General features: G+C 73.0%; 15 protein-coding genes. 11 read left to right on the forward strand and 4 right to left on the reverse strand.

The window, feature by feature from the left end; genetic code table 11:
* Window positions 1–195 precede the first annotated feature (195 nt).
* The 6 genes from scy to HZZ00_RS30290 all read left to right on the forward strand — a co-directional run bounded on the left by scy (window position 196) and on the right by HZZ00_RS30290 (window position 9,448).
* The gene (gene scy / locus HZZ00_RS30265) at window positions 196–4,263 is read left to right on the forward strand and encodes a polarized growth protein Scy (RefSeq protein ID WP_180329385.1); all 4,068 of its coding nucleotides are present in this window, start codon (window positions 196–198) and stop codon (window positions 4,261–4,263) included.
* Window positions 4,264–4,446: 183 nt separating this feature from the next.
* Complete coding sequence (locus tag HZZ00_RS30270) at window positions 4,447–5,382, forward strand: cellulose-binding protein (protein ID WP_070027737.1); 936 nt, start codon at window positions 4,447–4,449, stop codon at window positions 5,380–5,382.
* A gap of 90 nt (window positions 5,383–5,472) precedes the next feature.
* A complete protein-coding gene (locus HZZ00_RS30275) occupies window positions 5,473–6,432 on the forward strand; it encodes an ATP-binding cassette domain-containing protein (RefSeq protein WP_180329386.1) in 960 nt (319 codons plus the stop codon).
* Entirely contained in the window at window positions 6,429–7,244 is an 816-nt protein-coding gene (locus HZZ00_RS30280; protein WP_180329387.1) for an ABC transporter permease, read from the forward strand. Before HZZ00_RS30275 ends, HZZ00_RS30280 begins: the two co-directional genes overlap by 4 nt.
* Window positions 7,245–7,373: 129 nt before the next feature.
* Window positions 7,374–8,567 (forward strand): ABC transporter ATP-binding protein, encoded by a 1,194-nt coding sequence (locus HZZ00_RS30285; RefSeq protein ID WP_180329388.1) that lies wholly within the window; start codon window positions 7,374–7,376, stop codon window positions 8,565–8,567.
* Window positions 8,564–9,448: an ABC transporter permease gene (locus tag HZZ00_RS30290; protein ID WP_180329389.1), complete on the forward strand. Its 885-nt coding sequence runs from the start codon at window positions 8,564–8,566 to the stop codon at window positions 9,446–9,448. The genes HZZ00_RS30285 and HZZ00_RS30290 overlap by 4 nt, the downstream gene beginning before the upstream one ends.
* A gap of 7 nt (window positions 9,449–9,455) precedes the next feature.
* Here HZZ00_RS30290 and HZZ00_RS30295 read toward each other — a convergent pair whose 3' ends face one another.
* Window positions 9,456–9,788 carry an ATP/GTP-binding protein gene (locus HZZ00_RS30295; RefSeq protein WP_070027779.1) on the reverse strand — a complete coding sequence of 111 codons (333 nt, stop codon included), beginning with the start codon at window positions 9,786–9,788 and terminating at the stop codon, window positions 9,456–9,458.
* 230 nt (window positions 9,789–10,018) lie between these two features.
* Between HZZ00_RS30295 and HZZ00_RS30300 the strand changes: the two genes are divergently transcribed.
* Window positions 10,019–11,047: an LLM class flavin-dependent oxidoreductase gene (locus HZZ00_RS30300; protein ID WP_180329390.1), complete on the forward strand. Its 1,029-nt coding sequence runs from the start codon at window positions 10,019–10,021 to the stop codon at window positions 11,045–11,047.
* Between the two features lie 123 nt (window positions 11,048–11,170).
* Here HZZ00_RS30300 and HZZ00_RS30305 read toward each other — a convergent pair whose 3' ends face one another.
* On the reverse strand, window positions 11,171–11,563 hold the full coding sequence (locus tag HZZ00_RS30305) for an SCO5389 family protein (RefSeq protein WP_070027781.1): 393 nt from the start codon (window positions 11,561–11,563) through the stop codon (window positions 11,171–11,173).
* A gap of 286 nt (window positions 11,564–11,849) precedes the next feature.
* Here HZZ00_RS30305 and nucS point away from each other — a divergent pair, with 286 nt between their 5' ends.
* Window positions 11,850–12,521, forward strand: coding sequence for an endonuclease NucS (gene nucS / locus HZZ00_RS30310; protein WP_180329391.1), 672 nt, complete (start codon window positions 11,850–11,852; stop codon window positions 12,519–12,521).
* Between the two features lie 7 nt (window positions 12,522–12,528).
* Here the strand turns inward: nucS and HZZ00_RS30315 are convergent, their stop codons facing one another.
* Window positions 12,529–13,380, reverse strand: coding sequence for a LysR family transcriptional regulator (locus HZZ00_RS30315; RefSeq protein WP_180329392.1), 852 nt, complete (start codon window positions 13,378–13,380; stop codon window positions 12,529–12,531).
* 113 nt (window positions 13,381–13,493) lie between these two features.
* Window positions 13,494–14,015 carry a MarR family winged helix-turn-helix transcriptional regulator gene (locus HZZ00_RS30320; RefSeq protein WP_180329393.1) on the reverse strand — a complete coding sequence of 174 codons (522 nt, stop codon included), beginning with the start codon at window positions 14,013–14,015 and terminating at the stop codon, window positions 13,494–13,496.
* 109 nt (window positions 14,016–14,124) lie between these two features.
* Between HZZ00_RS30320 and HZZ00_RS30325 the strand changes: the two genes are divergently transcribed.
* The 3 genes from HZZ00_RS30325 to HZZ00_RS30335 are packed head-to-tail and all read left to right on the forward strand — an operon-like array spanning window position 14,125 to window position 17,492.
* Window positions 14,125–15,393, forward strand: a complete 1,269-nt coding sequence (locus HZZ00_RS30325) for a multidrug effflux MFS transporter (RefSeq protein ID WP_180329394.1) — start codon at window positions 14,125–14,127, stop codon at window positions 15,391–15,393.
* A 42-nt stretch (window positions 15,394–15,435) separates the two neighbouring features.
* On the forward strand, window positions 15,436–16,692 hold the full coding sequence (locus HZZ00_RS30330; RefSeq protein ID WP_180329395.1) for an acyl-CoA dehydrogenase family protein: 1,257 nt from the start codon (window positions 15,436–15,438) through the stop codon (window positions 16,690–16,692).
* A complete protein-coding gene (locus HZZ00_RS30335; RefSeq protein ID WP_180329396.1) occupies window positions 16,689–17,492 on the forward strand; it encodes an NAD(P)-dependent oxidoreductase in 804 nt (267 codons plus the stop codon). The genes HZZ00_RS30330 and HZZ00_RS30335 overlap by 4 nt, the downstream gene beginning before the upstream one ends.
* Window positions 17,493–17,516 lie beyond the last annotated feature (24 nt).

Raw genomic sequence — 17,516 nt, forward strand, 5'->3', positions numbered from 1 at the left:
AAGGGCCGGTAGGGTTGGGGGCGGTCGTCCCGGAACCGGGGCGGCCGCATGCCGGGGTCCGGGTTTCGGGGGACGTGCGTCGGGGCAGCAGGCCGTGCTCCGCCGTTGATCTGACACCATTTCCCCGGGGGCCCCGTTCGGCGGTTGGACGTGGCTCGTTGGAGAAGCTGACCAGGGGACGGATGGGACCGCGCAGTGCGGGGCTACGAGAGCCAGGAGCGAGAGCCGGCGGCTGACGTCGACCACCTCTCTCGGTTCGAGGCCGAGATGAAGCGGCTGAGGACCGAGCGGGAGAAGGCGATCCAGCACGCCGAGGACCTCGGCTACCAGGTCGAGGTGCTGCGCGCCAAGCTGCACGAGGCGCGCCGCACCCTGATGACCCGTCCCGCCTATGACGGCGGCGACATCGGCTACCAGGCCGAGCAGTTGCTCCGCAACGCCCAGATGCAGGCCGAGCAGCTGCGTCAGGACGCCGAGCGGGAGCTGAGCCAGGCCCGGGCGCAGACGCAGCGGATCCTCCAGGAGCACGCCGAACAGGCGGCGCGGCTCCAGGCGGAGCTGCACCAGGAGGCGGTGACCCGGCGCCAGCAGCTCGACCAGGAGCTGGCCGAGCGCAGGGCCACCGTCGAGTCGCACGTCAACGAGAACGTGGCGTGGGCGGAGCAGCTGCGGGCCCGTACCGAGCAGCAGGCCCGCCGGCTGCTGGACGAGTCGCGCGCGGAGGCCGAGCAGGCGATGGCCGCCGCCCGCGCCGAGGCTGAGCGGCTGACCCGGGAGGCCCGGGACCGGCTGCGCGGCGAGGCCGAGGAGGCCCGCGCGGAGGCCGAGCAGATCCTGCGCCGGGCCCGCGCGGACGCGGAGCGGCTGCTGAACGCGGCCTCCACGCAGGCGCAGGAGGCCACCGACCACGCCGAGCGGTTGCGCACCACCACGGCCACCGAGTCGGACGCCGCCCGCCGGCAGGCCGCCGAGCTGAGCCGGGCCGCCGAGCAGCGGATGGCGGACGCGGAGGAGGCGCTGCGCAAGGCGCAGGCCGAGGCCGAGAAGCTGGTCACGCAGGCCGAGGAGACCGCCGCCAGGACCCTGGCGAGCGCCGAGAGCGCCAACGAGACGCGCACCCGCACCGCCAAGGAGCAGGTCGCCCGGCTGGTCCAGGAGGCCACCAAGGAGGCGGAGGCCACCCGCTCGGAGGCCGAGCAGCTGGTCGCGGACGCCCGCGCCGAGGCGGAGAAGATCGTCGCCGAGGCCGTCGAGAAGGCCCGCACGGTCACCGCGGAGGAGACCGCCACCCAGCTGTCCAAGGCGGCCAGGACCGCCGAGGAGGTCCTCAACAAGGCGTCGGAGGAGGCCCGGAAGACCACTCGGGCCGCCACCGAGAAGGCGGAGCGGATCCGCAAGGAGGCCGAGGAAGAGGCGGACCGGCTGCGCGCGGAGGCGCACGACATCGCCGAGCAGCTCAAGGGCGCGGCGAAGGACGACACCGAGGAGTACCGGGCCAAGACGGTCGAGCTCCAAGAGGAGGCGCGCCGGCTGCGCGGCGAGGCCGAGCAGCTGCGGTCCGACGCGGTGGCCGAGGGCGAGTCGATCCGGGCCGAGGCCCGCCGCGAGGCGGTGACGCGGATCGAGGAGGCGGCCAAGTCCGCCGAGGAGCTGCTGGCCAAGGCCAAGGCGGACGCCGACGAGCTGCGGCAGAAGGCGACCGCCGACAGCGAGAAGGTGCGCACCGAGGCCATCGAGCGCGCCACGTCGCTGCGCCGGCAGGCCGAGGAGACCCTGGAGCGGGCCCGCGCCGAGGCCGAGCGGCTGCGCACGGAGGCGGGCGAGGCGGCCGAGACGGTCCGGGCGGACGCCGAGAAGGCCGCGCGCGAGCTGCGCGAGGAGACCGACAAGGCGGTCGAGGCCCGGCGCGCGGAGACGGCCGAGGAGCTGACCCGGCTCCAGGGCGAGGCCCAGGAGCGGCTGGCGTCGGCCGAGCAGGCGCTCACGGAGGCCCGCGAGGAGGCCGCGCGGATCCGCAAGGAGGCCGCCGAGGAGGCCGAGCGGCTGCGTGCCGAGGCCGCCGAGCGGATCCGGGCGCTCCAGGAGCAGGCCGAGAACGAGGCCGAACGGCTGCGCGACGAGGCGGCGGCGGACGCGTCCGCCTCCCGTGCCGAGGGCGAGGCCGTCGCGGTACGGCTGCGTTCGGAGGCGGCGGCCGAGGCCGAGCGGCTGAGGACGGAGGCGCAGGAGAGCGCCGACCGGGTGCGCGCGGAGGCGCAGGCCGCCGCCGAGCGGCTGGCCGCCGAGGCGTCCGAGACGCTGGCGGCCGCGCAGGAGGAGGCCGCCCGGCGCCGCCGCGAGGCCGAGGAGCTGCTCGGCGCGGCCCGCGAGGAGGCCGACGAGGAGCGCCGGCGGGCCCGCGAGCAGAGCGAGGAGCTGCTGGCCTCGGCGCGCAAGCGGGTGGAGGACGCGCAGGCCGAGGCGGTGCGGCTGGTCGAGGAGGCCGACCGGCGGGCCGGCGAGATGGTGTCCGCCGCCGAGCAGCACGCGCAGCAGGTGCGGGACTCCGTCGCCGGGCTGCACGAGCAGGCGCAGGAGGAGATCGCGGGGCTGCGCTCGGCCGCCGAGCACGCGGCGGAGCGCACGAAGCGGGAGGCCGAGGAGGAGGCCGAGCGGCTCCGCGCCGGCGCCCACGCCGAGCGGGAGCGGGCGTCCGAGGACGCCGGCCGGCTGCGCCGGGAGGCGCACGAGGAGACGGAGGCCGCCAAGGCGCTGGCCGAGCGCACCCTCACGGACGCGACGGCGGAGGCGGAACGGCTGCGCGCGGACGCGACGGCGGAGGCCGAGCGGCTGCGGGCGGACGCGGGCGAGGACGCGGGCCGCATCCGGCGGGAGGCGCAGGAGGAGTCCGAGGCCGCCGCGGCGCTGGCCGAGCGCACCCTCGCGGAGGCCGCGGCGGAGGCGGAGCGGCTGCGCTCGGACGCGGGCGAGTACGCGCAGCGGGTGCGTACCGAGGCGTCCGACGCGCTGGCCGAGGCCGACCAGGCGGCGGCGCGGACCCGGGCGGACGCCCGCGAGGACGCCAACCGCATCCGGTCGGACGCGGCGACCCAGGCGGACACGCTCATCACGGAGGCGCGCAAGGAGGCCGAGCTTCTCCAGACGGAGACGGCGGCGGAGGCCGAGCGGGTGCGCACCGAGGCGCTCACCGAGGCGGAGCGGCTGCGGACGGAGACCGCGGCCGAGGCCGAGCGGGTGCGCGCGGAGGCGCGGGCCGGCGCGGACCAGCTGGTCGGGGAGGCCACCACGGAGGCGGAGCGGCTGCGTGCCGAGGCCGCCGAGACGGTGGGTTCCGCGCAGGCGCACGCCGAGCAGGTGCGCACCGAGGCCGAGCGGACCAGGACCGAGGCGCGGGCGGAGGCCGAACGGCTCCTCAACTCGGCCCGCGAGGAGGCCGAGCAGACCCTGGACGAGGCCCGCAAGGACGCGAACAAGCGGCGTTCGGAGGCGGCCGAGCAGGTCGACAAGCTCATCGGCGAGACCACCGCCGAGGCCGACAAGCTGCTCACCGAGGCACAGCAGCAGGCGCAGAAGACCACCGCGGACGCGGAGGCGCAGGCCGACACCATGGTGGGCGCGGCCCGCAGCGAGGCCGAGCGGATCGTCTCCGAGGCGACCATCGAGGGCAACTCGCTGGTGGAGAAGGCCCGTACGGACGCGGACGAGCTGCTGGTGGGCGCCCGCCGGGACGCCACGGCGATCCGGGAGCGGGCGGAGGAGCTGCGCGAGCGGGTCACCGCCGAGATCGAGGAGCTGCACGCGCGGGCCCGCCGCGAGGCCGCCGAGACGATGAAGTCCACGGGCGACCGCTGCGACGCGCTCATCAAGGCCGCCGAGGAGCAGCTGGAGAAGGCCCAGGCGAAGGCGAAGGAGATCCTCTCGGACGCCGACTCCGAGGCGGGCAAGGTGCGGATCGCGGCCGTCAAGAAGGCGGAGGGCCTGCTGAAGGAGGCCGAGCAGAAGAAGGCGCGGCTGGTCAAGGAGGCCGAGGAGCTGAAGGCGGAGGCGATCCGGGAGGCCCGGGCCTCGGTCGAGGAGGGCAAGCGCGAGCTGGAGGTCCTGGTGCGCAGGCGGCAGGACATCAACGCCGAGATCTCCCGCGTCCAGGACGTGCTGGACGCGCTGGAGTCCTTCGAGGCGCCGGGTTCCGGCAAGGACGGATCGGTCAAGGCGGGTGCGACGGTCGGAGCCCCCCGTTCGGGTGGCAAGTCGTCAGAGGGCTAGCATCTGAGGGGTGTTCGGGTGTCGACTGGGGGCTTTGCCCTGCTCGTTGGCAAGCCCTCCGGCGGTCAGCCACTCAAAAGAGGTGTCATTCTCCAGATCAAACACGTATCCGCTCGATGACACACCGCTTAGGCGCCTAGGATTCCCCCTATCACCTCACCGGTCTCATTTGACAGGAACCCCATGAGCGACACTTCCCCCTACGGCTTCGAGCTTGTGCGGCGTGGGTACGACCGCGCTCAGGTGGACGAACGTATCTCCAACCTCGTCTCCCAACGTGACCAGGCCAACGCCCGTATCACCGCCCTGGAGAAGCGGATCGAGGAGCTGCACCTCGAGACGCAGAACGCCCAGGCCCAGGTCAGCGACGCCGAGCCGTCGTACGCGGGTCTCGGCGCCCGGGTCGAGAAGATCCTGCGCCTGGCCGAGGAAGAGGCCAAGGAGCTGCGTGAGGAGGCCCGGCGCGCGGCGGAACAGCACCGCGAGCTGGCCGAGTCGGCCGCCCAGCAGGTCCGCAACGACGCCGAGTCCTACGCCGCCGAGCGCAAGGCCAAGGCCGAGGACGAGGGCGTCCGGATCGTCGAGAAGGCCAAGGGCGAGGCCTCCCAGCTGCGCGCCGACGCGCAGAAGGACGCCCAGTCCAAGCGTGAGGAGGCGGACGCCCTCTTCGAGGAGACCCGCGCCAAGGCCGCGCAGGCCGCCGCCGACTTCGAGACGAACCTCGCCAAGCGCCGCGAGCAGTCCGAGCGCGACCTGGCCTCCCGCCAGCAGAAGGCGGAGAAGCGGCTCGCGGAGATCGAGCACCGCGCCGAGCAGCTGCGCCTGGAGGCGGAGAAGCTGCGCACCGACGCCGAGCGCCGCGCCCGCCAGACGGTGGAGACCGCCCAGCGCCAGGCCGAGGACATCGTGGCCGACGCCAACGCCAAGGCGGACCGCATCCGTTCCGAGTCCGAGCGTGAGCTGGCGGCCCTCACCAACCGCCGCGACAGCATCAACGCCCAGCTGACCAACGTCCGCGAGATGCTGGCGACGCTGACCGGCGCGGCGGTCGCCGCCGCGGGTTCGACGGGTGAGGACGAGCCTGTTTCCCGTGGGGTGCCGGCCCAGCAGTCCCGGTAGGTACGAGCGGTTCCCCGCGACCCTTTGGTGCGCTTCGAAGCCCCCTGCTCCCAAGTGGCAGGGGGCTTCGTCGCGTCTTAGCGTGGCCGCATGATCGAGCTGGACGGGCTGACCAAGCGGTACGGCGAGAAGGTCGCCGTCGACGGTCTGACGTGCACCGTGCGGCCCGGCATCGTCACCGGGTTCCTCGGGCCGAACGGGGCCGGGAAGTCCACGACGATGCGGATGATCCTGGGTCTCGACCACCCCACCGCCGGGGACGTGCGCATCGACGGGGTGCGCTACGCCGAGCTGACGGACCCGCTGACGTACATCGGCGCGCTGCTGGATGCCAAGGCCGTGCACGGCGGGCGCAGCGCCTACCACCATCTGCTGTGCCTCGCGCAGAGCAACGGCATCCCCGGGCGCCGGGTGGGCGAGGTGCTGGAGACGGTGGGGCTGATGGCGGTGGCCCGGCAGAAGGCCAAGGGGTTCTCGTACGGCATGGGGCAGCGGCTGGGGATCGCGGCGGCGCTGCTCGGGGACCCGCGCATCCTGATGTTCGACGAGCCGGTGAACGGGCTCGACCCGGAGGGCATCCACTGGATCCGGAATCTGATGAAGTCGCTGGCCGCCCAGGGGCGGACGGTGTTCGTCTCCAGTCATCTGATGAGCGAGATGGCGCTGACCGCCGATCATCTGATCGTGATCGGTCAGGGCCGGCTGCTCGCGGACATGTCCATGGCCGACTTCATCCGGGAGCACGCGCGCTCCTGCGTCCGGGTCCGCTCGCCCCAGCGCGAGCGGCTGCTGGACGTGCTGCACGAGGCGGGGATCACCGTGGCGCAGGCGTCGGACGGGGCGCTGGAGGCGGAAGGCGACAAGGCCGAGCGGATCGGCGAGCTGGCGGCGGGCCAGGGCATCGTGCTGCACGAACTGAGCCCCCGGCAGGCCTCGCTGGAGGAGGCGTTCATGCGGCTGACGGCGGGGTCGGTGGAGTACCACGCACGGGAGGAGGCCGCGCCCGAACCGGAGGGCTGGGGCGCCGGGTGGCAGGGGGGCACGCGATGACGGCCGTCGGCTCCCGGGAGACCGCCGGCGTCCCCCGGTCCACCCGGGCCGCCCAGGTGCTGCGCTCCGAGTGGACCAAGATCCGGTCGGTTTCCTCCACAGCCTGGACCCTATTGATCGCCGCGGTGGTCACGATCGCGGTCGGGATGCTCATCTCCGCGCTGACCCGCAACGAGTTCGACTCGATGCCGATCCGTGAGCGGCTGCTGTTCGACCCGACCTTCGTCAGCTTCGCGGGCATGACGCTCGGCCAGCTCGCCATGATCGTGTTCGGGGTGCTGGTCGTCAGCAGTGAGTACAGCACCGGCATGATCCGGGTCTCGCTGGCCGCCGTGCCGCGCCGCGGCGCCTTCCTCTTCGGCAAGGTCGCGGTGGCCGGCGTGCTCGCCCTGGTCGTCGGCATGGCCACGAGCTTCGCCGCCTTCTTCCTCGGGCAGGCGATGCTCGGCCCCTACCGGGCCCGGCTCGGCGATCCCGGGGTGCTGCGCGCGGTGGTGGGCGGCGGGCTGTACATGACCCTGATCGCGGTGTTCTGTATGGGCGTCGCCGCGATGCTGCGCTCGCCGCTGCTGTCGCTCGGCATCCTGATGCCGTTCTTCTTCCTGGTCTCCAACATCCTCGCCGGCGTGGACGCCACGAAGAAGGTCGGCCGGTTCCTGCCCGACCAGGCCGGCAGCCGCATCATGCAGGTGGTGCCGCACGCCGACGAGGCGCCGTACGGCCCCTGGGGCGGCCTCGGGATCATGGCACTGTGGGTGATCGCCGCGCTCGCGGGCGGGTACGCCCTGCTCAGGCACCGGGACGCGCAGTAGCCCGCCCGTTCACCCACCGTATCGCTCGGGCTTTACTTTCCTTTGGGCGGAACCGTCAGCGTCCCGATATCCTCCTAACCCTTACGGGGGCGGGTCCCCGCTGTCCTGAACCGTCCGATGGGTGCGAGCATGATCGAGGCTGTAGGCCTGACGAAGCGGTACGGCGACAAGACCGCTGTGTACAACCTTTCCTTCCAGGTGCGGCCTGGTTCCGTGACCGGCTTCCTCGGGCCGAACGGCTCGGGCAAGTCCACCACCATGCGGATGATCCTCGGGCTGGACAACCCCACGTCCGGCTCGGTGACCATCGGCGGCCACCCGTACCGCAGGCTGCCCAACGCACCCCGGCAGGTCGGCGCGCTGCTCGACGCCAAGGCCGTGCACGGCGGCCGCTCCGCCCGCAACCACCTGCTGAGCCTCGCCCAGCTGTCCGGCATCCCGGCCCGCCGGGTGGACGAGGTGCTCGGCGTCGTCGGCCTCCAGGACGTGGCGAAGAAGCGGTCCAAGGGCTTCTCCCTCGGCATGGGCCAGCGCCTCGGCATCGCCGCCGCGCTGCTCGGCGACCCCCAGGTGCTGCTGTTCGACGAGCCGGTCAACGGCCTCGACCCCGAGGGCATCCTCTGGGTGCGCAACCTGATGAAGGCGCTCGCCGCCGAGGGCCGTACGGTCTTCGTCTCCTCGCACCTGATGAGCGAGATGGCGCTGACCGCCGACCACCTGATCGTGATCGGGCGCGGCCAGCTGCTCGCCGACATGAGTGTCACGGACTTCATCTCGGCCAACTCCGCCGACTTCGCGCGGGTGCGCACCCCGGACACCGAGCCGCAGCTGCGCGAGAAGCTCGCCACCGCGCTCACCGAGGCGGGCGGCCATGTGCTGCCCGAGCAGGACGGCGCGCTGCGCGTGACCGGGCTGGCGCTGCCCCGCATCAGCGACCTCGCGCACGAGGCGGGCGTACGGCTGTGGGAGCTGTCGCCGCACCAGGCCTCGCTGGAGGAGGCGTACATGCGGATGACCCAGGGCGCGGTGGACTACCGTTCGACGGCCGACCAGAAGGCGGGTCTCCAGCAGCCGCTGCCGCCCGGCGTCCAGCCGCCGCTGCCGGTCCCCGGCCAGGGCCAGCCCGGCTGGTACGCCCCGCCGCCGCCCCAGCAGGGCGGGCAGCCCTTCGCCATGCCCGCGGGCCCGTACGGCGCTCCGGGCGCCGCGGCGAACCCGTACGCGCAGCCGGGGCCGCAGTCGCCGCCGCCCGCCGCTCCCCCGGCCCCGGCCGCTCCCCCCGCCCCCTCCTCCGACCCGACCCAGCCCGAGGACGCCCGATGAGCACCCACCAGCCCCCGATGCCGCAGGCCCCCGCAGCCGCGCCCGACTGGCAGGCGGCGCCCGGCGGCTCGTACCCCGGCTACACCTCGCCGATCCCCGTCGTGCGCACGCATCTGGGGCACGCGGTGGCCTCCGAGTGGACGAAGATCAGGTCCGTCCGCTCCACGATCTGGACGCTCGGCGTCTTCCTGGTCCTGGTCGTGGGCATCGGTCTGCTGGCCGGGGCGCTGGTGAGCGCCCACACCGACGAGTCGTCGCTCGGCGGCACCAACCCGCTCTCCTTCGGGTTCTTCGGGCTGCTCGTCGGCAGCATGTGCATCATCACCCTCGGCGTGCTGACCACCGCGTCGGAGTACGGCACCGGGATGATCCGTACGACGATGACGGCGTGCCCGAGCCGGGGCCGGGTGCTGGCCGCCAAGGCGATCGTGTTCTTCCTGGTCGCCTTCGTCGTATCCATCGTGGCGACCACCTTCGTGGCCATGGTCCAGACGTCCATGCTGTCCGGCAGCGGCGCGCGCACGCCCTCGGGCGGGGACTGGGCCAAGGCCACCCTCGGCGTCAGCCTCTACATCGCCCTGCTCGGTCTGCTCGCGCTGCTGGTCGGCTCGATGATCCGGCACTCCGCGGGCGGCATCACCATCATGATCGGCCTGGTGCTCGCTCCGCTGGTCCTCGCGCTGTTCATGGCCACGGACTCGCTGCGCTCGGTGCGCAACTTCCTGTTCGAGTACTCGTTCCCGAGCCAGCTCAGCGTCTTCTACGACAACGCCATCAGCGACTCCGGCCCCACCGGCTGGGACCCGCTGTGGATCATGCTGGGGCTGACCGCGGTGGCCGGCGCCGGGGCGTACGCCCTGCTGCGCGGCCGGGACGTCTGAGCCCCGGCTAGAACCTCGGCGCGTTACGGGACCGCTGCACCCGCGTGGTGCGGCGGTCCTTCGCGTTCCAGCAGGCCTTGTGCCAGTGGCGGCGGTCGTCGACGCCCGCGTGGTCGGGCCAGGCCACCACGTGCGGGACGGCGGAGGGGATCAGCTGGTCGCAGCCGGGGCAGCGGTAGGTCTTGCCCTCGGCGCTCGCGCCCGCGACATGGCGCACGCTCCACTCCTCGCCCTGCCAGTGCTCCGTGGACTGGAAGCCGCCGTACCGGCCGGTGCGGTCGTCCTCGGCGCTGGGGCCGGACGAGCCGGCGGCCTTCGGTCGGTTGCGGCGCGGGGACACGGGACACCTCTCGGGGCTCGACGGCAGCAGGGTCTGCGTAAGGTCGGCGTCCAGCCTACGCGCCGCCGGCGGGGGTACGCGAAGGGCGCCAACCGGTGCAAGTACCCCTGCGGAACGGCGGATTCTGCAGACAATCCGTCAATTACCCCACCAGGCCGTGTCCTGCGCACGTGTCAGACGGTTATGCCGGTAGGGGAGCTCGGGTCGGAGCCGAGGAAGCGGGAAACGCGATGTACGTAGGAAGCTTTGTGCTGGGCGCCCAGTTCCCGGGCCAGGGCCAGGGTGAGGCGCTGCACCGGGCGGTCCGCTCGGCGGAGGTCGCCGAGGAGGCCGGTCTCGACTCGGTCTGGCTGGCCGAGCACCACTTCGTGCCGTACGGCACCTGTCCGTCGGCCGTCACCCTGGCCGCCCTGCTGCTCGGCCGCACCCGCCGCGTCCGGGTGGGCACGGCGGTCAGCGTACTGCCCACCGCCCACCCGGTCGCCCTGGGCGAGCAGGCCGCGCTGCTGCACCTGACGAGCGGCGGGCGGTTCACCCTCGGGGTGGGCCGCGGCGGCCCCTGGGTGGACCTGGAGGTGTTCGGCAAGGGACTCGACGCGTACGAACGCGGGTTCCCGGAGTCGCTCGATCTGCTGCTGCGCTGGCTGCGCGAGCCGGCCGTGGCGGCCTGCGGCGAGCGGTTCAGCTTCCGCGAGGTCCCCGTCGTACCGCGCCCCTCGGAGGCGCTGACCGACGCCCCGGGCCCCGAGGTCGTCGTCGCGTGCACCTCCCCGGCGACCGTCCGGCTGGCCGCCGAGCGCGGGCTGCCGATGCTGCTCGGGATGCACGCGGGGGACGAGGAGAAGGCCGAGATGGTCGCCCTGTGGCGGCGCTGCGCCCGCGCGGCGGGCCGGCCACCCGAGGAGATCGCGGACGCCGGACACGTCGCGGCCGGGGTCTGCCAGCTGGCCGACCGGCGGCAGGACGCGGTGGAGACCCTGCTGAAGGCCATGCCTGGTTGGCTGAAACAGGGGCTCGACGCGCATGTGACGGTCGACGGACGCAGGCGCGCGATGCGCGATCCGCACGCCTACACCGAACTGCTCTGCGGGCTGCACCCGGTGGGCACCCCGCGGCTCGCCGGCGACCGGCTCGCGGCCACGGCGGAGCGCACGGGCATCTCCCGGTTCGCCCTGCTGGTCGAGGGCTCGGGCGATCTCGCGGCGACGGAGGACACCCTGCGCCGCCTGGGCGCCGAGGTGCTGCCCCGGCTGCGCTGACCGGCGGACGCGAACAACGGGCGAGCCACCTGGGGGGCTTGCCGCCCCGGCACCGAATGCACCTCCCCGCGGGCGGAGCGGCAAGCAGGCGACGCGCTGCCCCGGACGTGCCGGGACCGCGGGTCAGCAGTCCCGAAGTTCCGGCGACTGGTTCAGCAGCTGGGCCCGCACCGAGGTGAAGCGGGCCAGTCTCTCGTCCACCGAGGGGTCCAGCGGGAACACCGCCACCCGGTGGCAGTTCTGGAAGGCCAGCCGCACACCGAAGTGCCGTTGCAGCGCACCGCGGATGGCGTCACTGGCGAGCGCACGCAGCAACTGGCCGCGCGCCTGCTCGTCCGGCGGCGGCGTCTGGTTGTCGGCGAAGGGCCCGCCGTCCACCTTCAGCTGGGCCACCAGGGAGCTGATCATCTCCCACGCGTAGGGCAGGGAGGTCCGGACGCAGTCGACGAATTCTGCTTCGTCGACCTCGCCTCGCTCGGCCGCTTCGAGTAGGGCCGGTGAGACGTCGAGCGACATGGGTTCTCCTCTCGCACCCCCGATGAACAGGGGTTGCCGGACGGACAAAGGGAGTTCGGCCGTCAAACACGCTGAGTACATGGACCGCGACCTCCCGTTCCTACGGTAGGCAACGGTCGGTGACGACACCACCAGAATGGGTATATGGAACGGTCGGGTTGCGCCCACAATCGGCCAAGGACGAACAAGAGTTTCCAGGGACAAAGCAGGGGCAACCGGGGCGATCCGCAACCGGTGGGACGGGCGAATCGCGTGGGGCGACGGGTGTCGAGTAGCGTTGCGGACCATGCGTCTCGTCATTGCCCGGTGCTCGGTCGACTACGCCGGCCGGCTCACCGCCCACCTTCCCTCGGCGCCGCGCCTGATCCTGGTCAAGGCGGACGGCAGCGTCTCCATCCACGCCGATGACCGGGCCTACAAGCCCCTCAACTGGATGTCGCCGCCCTGCACGCTGAAGGAGGGCACGGGTGAGGACGCGGGCGTGTGGACCGTCGTCAACAAGGCGGGCGAGAAACTGATCATCACGATGGAGGAGATCCTCCACGACTCCTCGCACGAGCTGGGCGTGGACCCCGGCCTGATCAAGGACGGCGTGGAAGCGCACCTCCAGGAGCTGCTCGCCGACCGCATCGAGACGCTCGGCGAGGGCTACACGCTCATCCGCCGCGAGTACATGACGGCGATCGGCCCGGTGGACATCCTGTGCCGGGACGCGAGCGGGCAGACGGTCGCGATCGAGATCAAGCGCCGGGGCGAGATCGACGGCGTGGAGCAACTCACCCGCTATCTCGACCTGTTGAACCGCGACCCGCACCTCGCCCCGGTCCGCGGCATCTTCGCCGCGCAGGAGATCAAGCCCCAGGCCCGTGTGCTCGCCACCGACCGCGGCATCGACTGCCACATCATGGACTACGACGCCCTGCGCGGCATCGAGGACGACAAGCTGAGGCTGTTCTAGTACCGCTTCAGGACGCCCGCCTGGCCAGGTGGCCCGGTTCCGGGGCCGCGCAGGTGTAGTCGCTCATCGCCTCCTCCACGGCCTCCCGTGCCTGGCCGGCCAGCCCCGGCGCCAGGCGCGCCCCCGCGGCGAGGATCACCGGCAGGTGCCGGGCGGGCTCGGGCAGGCGCCCGCGCGGGACGACGGGCAGGTTCCAGCGGTCCTCGGCCGCGGCGAACAGCAGGCTGACGCCGACCCCGGACCGGCAGACGCCCACGACGTCCTCCACCCCGACCCCCTGGTAGACCACGTGCCAGGGGCGGGACGCGCAGGTGAGGGTCTCCTCGGCGAGCTGCCGCAGGGGCGTGGTGCGGCCGGCGAAGACGGCGAGGGGCAGCGAGGCGTCGTCGAGCAGGGCCGTCTCGCCGAACCAGGCGCACTCGATGGCGCCGATGACCCGGTCCGCCGCCTTCCGGGGCTCGCCGACCTTGAGGAGCATGTCGATGGCGCCCTCGGCGAGCTGGTCGGTCAGCTCGTCGCCCGGCCCCGCGAGCACGCTCGTGTCCACCAGGGAGACGTGGGCCTTCAGCTCGGCGAGCAGCGTCGGGATCACGCCGACCAGGGTCTCGCACACGCCGAGCGCCAGGCGTCCGGTGGCGCGGTGGGCGGAGAGCCGGGTGACGAGTTCGTCGTTGGTGCGCACGAGCTGACGGGCGAAGCGCAGCAGTTCCTCGCCGCCGGCGGACAGTTTCAGGCTCGGGCCGGTCTCCCGGAAGACGGGCTCGCCGATCAGTGCGTCCAGGCGGCGGATGTGCTGGCTGACCGCGGGCTGGGAGATGCTGAGGACCTTGGAGGCCCGGCGGAAGCCTCCGACGTCCACGATGGTGACGAGAGTACGTAACGGACGTATGTCGAGATCGCGTCGCACAGTTTTTCCCCCGTTGTGCTGTTGCGTCGGCGTCGGCGCCCCCTCGGGGCGGCGCCGCCGTGTACCTAGACCGCCTCCGGGTCCGGAGGCAGCGGCGAGCGGCGCAGCATCGCGTTCACGAGCAGGTCCAGGGCTTCGGCGACCCGGTGCTGCTCTGCTTCGGAAAGCTGGGAGAGAAGGTCCGCCTCCAGGGAGAGGCGCTTGGGGAAGACGGTATCGGTCAACTGTTCCCCGGCGTCGGTGAGGCGGACCAGGACGGCGCGGCGGTCGGCGGGGTTGGGCTCCCGCACGACGAGGCCGCGCTTCTCCATCTTCGCGAGGATGTTGCTCATCGCGGCCCGCGAACAGCCGCGCAGGGCGGCGATGTTGCGGGCGATGAGCGGTGTGTCGGCGTGCCGCAGGGTGACCATCACGTCGAGTTCGCTCGACGTGAGCTGGACGCCGGCGAGGGTCGTGGAGGCCTCCAGCTCCACCAGGACCTGGAGGCGGCGCAGCCGTCCGAAGACATCCATGGAATGGGTGTCGAGATCCGGACGGGCCTGCCGCCACCACAGGGTGACTTGGTCGCTGGGGGTGGACGGGATCACAGAGACCTCCATATTGTTAACCACTGAACCATAGTGTAACTATCTCGGGGTCCGGCCGAGAACCGGCGGCCCGCGGGACCGACAACCCACACCACGAAAGGCTCGTCGGATGCAAGCTCGTCCGCTCCACGGCACGCCTCCGGCCCGGGGCGGGGCCGTGATCCTGCTGCTGGCGTCGCTGACCGCGATCACTCCCCTGGCCACCGACATGCTCTTACCGGCGTTCCCGGACATGGGCCACGACCTGCACGCCGCCGATTCCAGCGTCCAGCTGAGCCTGACGGCCTACCTGCTGGGCATGCTGGTCGGACAGCTGCTGATCGGCCCGGTCAGCGACTCCACCGGCCGCCGCAGGCTGCTGTTGTGGGGTTCCGCGCTGTTCGCCGTGTTCTCGGTGCTGTGTGCCGTCGCCACCAGCACGGAACTGCTGAACACGGCCCGCGTCCTGGAGGGCGTCTCCGGCTCGGCCGGCATGGTCCTCGCCCGCGCCGTGGTCGGCGACTGGTACCGGGGCCAGGAGGCGGCGAAGCGGTTCTCGATCCTGTCGGTCATCTTCGCGGTGGCCCCGATCATCGCGCCGGTGCTCGGCGGCCTGATCACCAACGTCTTCTCCTGGCGGGCCCTGTTCGTCGTCCTGGCCGCCCTCAGCGTGGTCCTGCTGATCGCGGTCGCCGTGGCCCTGCCGGAGTCCCTCCCGCCCGAGCGGCGCCACTCCGGGGGCGTCGCCACGGCCTTCCGGTCCATGCGGAGCCTGCTCGCCGAGCGCCCCTTCCTCGGCTACGTGCTGGTGTTCTCCTTCGCCAACGTCGCCCTGTTCTCGTACATCTCCGGCTCCAGCTTCGTCTTCCAGGACGTCTACAAGCTCTCCGCGACCCAGTACAGCCTGTCCTTCGCCGTCACCGCGGTCGGCATCCTGATCGGCGGCGCGATGGTCGGCAACCTCGCCGCCAAGGCCGGGCTGAACCGGCTGCTCACCATCGGCGTCACCGTCGGTCTCGTGGCCTCGGCCGGCCACGCGGTCGTCTCCGTGACCGCGGGCAACACCCTGACCACCTCGCTGGTCTTCATGTTCCTGTGCATGTTCGCGATGGGGCTGACGATCCCCTCGATCATGACCATCGGCCAGGAGATCGGCCGCCGGGCCGGCGGTGCCGCCTCGGGCGTCATCGGCGCCGGGCAGTGCCTCTTCGGCGGCGTCGCGGCGCCCGTCGTCGGCGCCCTGGGCACCGGCAGCGACAAGCCCATGGCCGCCCTCATGGTCGTCGGGTTCGGGTGCGCGTTCCTGTGCCTCGTCCTCATCGCCCGTCCGTGGCAGCGCCACGGCGAGAGCACCGTCATCGGCGGGCAGGCGCCGCAGGGCGCCGCCACCGTGCACTGAGCCCGGCACGACTCACCGCACGACTCTCAGGGGGAACCGCTCATGACCGTCACCGAGACCCACGCGGACACCGCCGCACCGCCGTCCTGGGACGCCCCGCCCGCCTCGGCGGCCGACGTCCTCGACCGGGCCCGGCAGACCGTGCCGTGGCTGCGGCGGGCCGCCGGCGAGATCGAGGAGGGACGCCGGCTGCCCGACCACGTCGTCGAGCTGCTGCGACAGGCGGGGGTGTGGCGCGCGGCCATGCCCGCCGACCGGGGCGGCCCGGACCTGACCTCCGCGCAGCAGGCGCGGCTGCTGGAGATCATCGCGCAGGGGGACGCCTCGGCCGCCTGGTGCGCGATGATCGGCATGGACTCCGGCATCTACGCCGGGTACCTGCCGGACGCGACGGCCCGCACCCTGTACGCGGACCTGGACACGATCACCGCGGGGGCGCTGCTGCCGACCGGCACCGCCGAGCGGACGGACGGCGGCTACCGGATCGGCGGCAGGTGGCGGTTCGCCTCCTGCGTCAACCACTGCCAGGTGCTCATGGCCTCCTGCATGGTGCAGGAGCGGGGGCGGCCCGTGCCTGACCCGCTGACCGGCGAGCCCCGGCAGTGGCGGGTCTTCGCGGCCCGACCCGAGCAGTTCCAGGTCCTCGACACCTGGCACACCACCGGGCTGGCCGGTTCCGGCAGCCACGACTACCAGACCGAGGACCTGTTCGTCCCCGACGACCACGTCTTCACGCTCGCCCGGCCCCGCCAGGACCGTGTCCTGCTGCGCACCCCGGACGCGGTGCAGCGCAAGATGCCCGGCATCCCGCTCGGCCTGGCCCGTGCCGCCCTCGACCATGTCATCGGCCTCGCCGCCGGCCGCCGCGACCGGGAGACCGGCACCCCCTGGCTCGACGACCCGCGGGTGCACGAGGCGATCGGGCGCAGCGAGATGGAGCTGGCCGCCGCCCGCGCCGGCGTCTACGAGACGCTGCGCGTCCAGTGGGAGCTGCTCGACTCCGGCGACGGCGACCTGCGGGCCGCGCGCGTCGGCACCGCGCTGTCGCGCACCTTCGCCTTCCGGACCGCCCGGGGCATCGTCCAGCGCCTGTACGACCTCGTCGGCGGCTCGGCGGTCTACCGCACCAGCCCGCTGGACCGCTGGCTGCGGGACGCCAACACCATGTGCCAGCACGCCGTCGCCCAGGACGCCGTGCTCCAGATGGCCGGGGTCGTCGCCCTGGGCGGCGAGCCGCCGAACCCCGTCAACCCCGCCCTCGCCGTGTCCCTCCCGGCCGCCGTGGAGGACCTGTCGTGAAGGTCGCCGTGATCGGGCACACCGGTATGACCGGCCGGGCCCTGACCGAGGCCCTGCTGCGCCGCGGGCACCAGGTCACCGGAGTCTCCCGCGGCCGGCTCGCCGGGTCCGCCGGGCAGCTCGCCGAGGCCGCCTGCGACGTGTTCGACGTGCCGGCCCTCACGGAGCGGCTGCGCGGGCACGACGTCGTCGTCTCGTGCTTCTCCGGCGGTCACGAGGTCGATCTGGAGGTCTACTACCGGCAGGCCGAGGGCACCCGGCGCATCCTCCAGGCCCATGTCCGCTCCGGCGCCGGCTATCTGATGTACGTCGGCGGCGCGGCCAGCCTGTACGTCGAGCCGGGGCTCCAGATGTTCGACGATCCCCGGTTCCCCGCCTGGTACTTCGGCGTGATGCCCGCCGAACACCTCACCTGGCTGGGCGAGATCACCAAGGAGTCGTTCTTCCACGAGGCCGCCCGCCGCAAGCTGAGCGGCGCGATACCCGCGGGGGCGACCGATCCCGAGCTGGAGGAGCGGGTCAGGAACTGGACCCGGGTGCCGCTCCTGGAGGGCTGCAGGATCGCCCTGGACCTGTTCGAGCACCGGCGCGACCTGCGCTGGTCGTTCCTGTCGCCGCCGTGGCTGTACCGGCCGGGCCCGGGTACCGGCGGCTACCGCCTGGGCGTCGACTTCATGCTGTTCGACCAGGGCGTGCCCGCCGGGATCGACCTGCCGGACCTGGCGCTCGCCCTCGCCGACGAGGTGGAGCGGCAGGCCCTGGTGCACAAGCACTGGACGGTCGCGGGACGCCGTCCCTGACGCGGTGCGCCGGTCCCGCGCCCG

This window comes from Streptomyces sp. NEAU-sy36 (assembly GCF_013423905.1).
GTDB classification, from domain to species: domain Bacteria; phylum Actinomycetota; class Actinomycetes; order Streptomycetales; family Streptomycetaceae; genus Streptomyces; species Streptomyces misionensis.

What these genes read in the sequence shown, in the direction of transcription:
- HZZ00_RS30270 (WP_070027737.1), top strand. Translation starts at nt 4,447, where the DNA reads ATGAGCGACACTTCCCCCTACGGCTTCGAGCTTGTGCGGCGTGGGTAC.
- HZZ00_RS30275 (WP_180329386.1), top strand. Translation starts at nt 5,473, where the DNA reads ATGATCGAGCTGGACGGGCTGACCAAGCGGTACGGCGAGAAGGTCGCC.
- HZZ00_RS30280 (WP_180329387.1), top strand. Translation starts at nt 6,429, where the DNA reads ATGACGGCCGTCGGCTCCCGGGAGACCGCCGGCGTCCCCCGGTCCACC.
- HZZ00_RS30285 (WP_180329388.1), top strand. Translation starts at nt 7,374, where the DNA reads ATGATCGAGGCTGTAGGCCTGACGAAGCGGTACGGCGACAAGACCGCT.
- HZZ00_RS30290 (WP_180329389.1), top strand. Translation starts at nt 8,564, where the DNA reads ATGAGCACCCACCAGCCCCCGATGCCGCAGGCCCCCGCAGCCGCGCCC.
- HZZ00_RS30300 (WP_180329390.1), top strand. Translation starts at nt 10,019, where the DNA reads ATGTACGTAGGAAGCTTTGTGCTGGGCGCCCAGTTCCCGGGCCAGGGC.
- HZZ00_RS30305 (WP_070027781.1), bottom strand. Translation starts at nt 11,563, where the DNA reads ATGTCGCTCGACGTCTCACCGGCCCTACTCGAAGCGGCCGAGCGAGGC.
- nucS (WP_180329391.1), top strand. Translation starts at nt 11,850, where the DNA reads ATGCGTCTCGTCATTGCCCGGTGCTCGGTCGACTACGCCGGCCGGCTC.
- HZZ00_RS30325 (WP_180329394.1), top strand. Translation starts at nt 14,125, where the DNA reads ATGCAAGCTCGTCCGCTCCACGGCACGCCTCCGGCCCGGGGCGGGGCC.
- HZZ00_RS30330 (WP_180329395.1), top strand. Translation starts at nt 15,436, where the DNA reads ATGACCGTCACCGAGACCCACGCGGACACCGCCGCACCGCCGTCCTGG.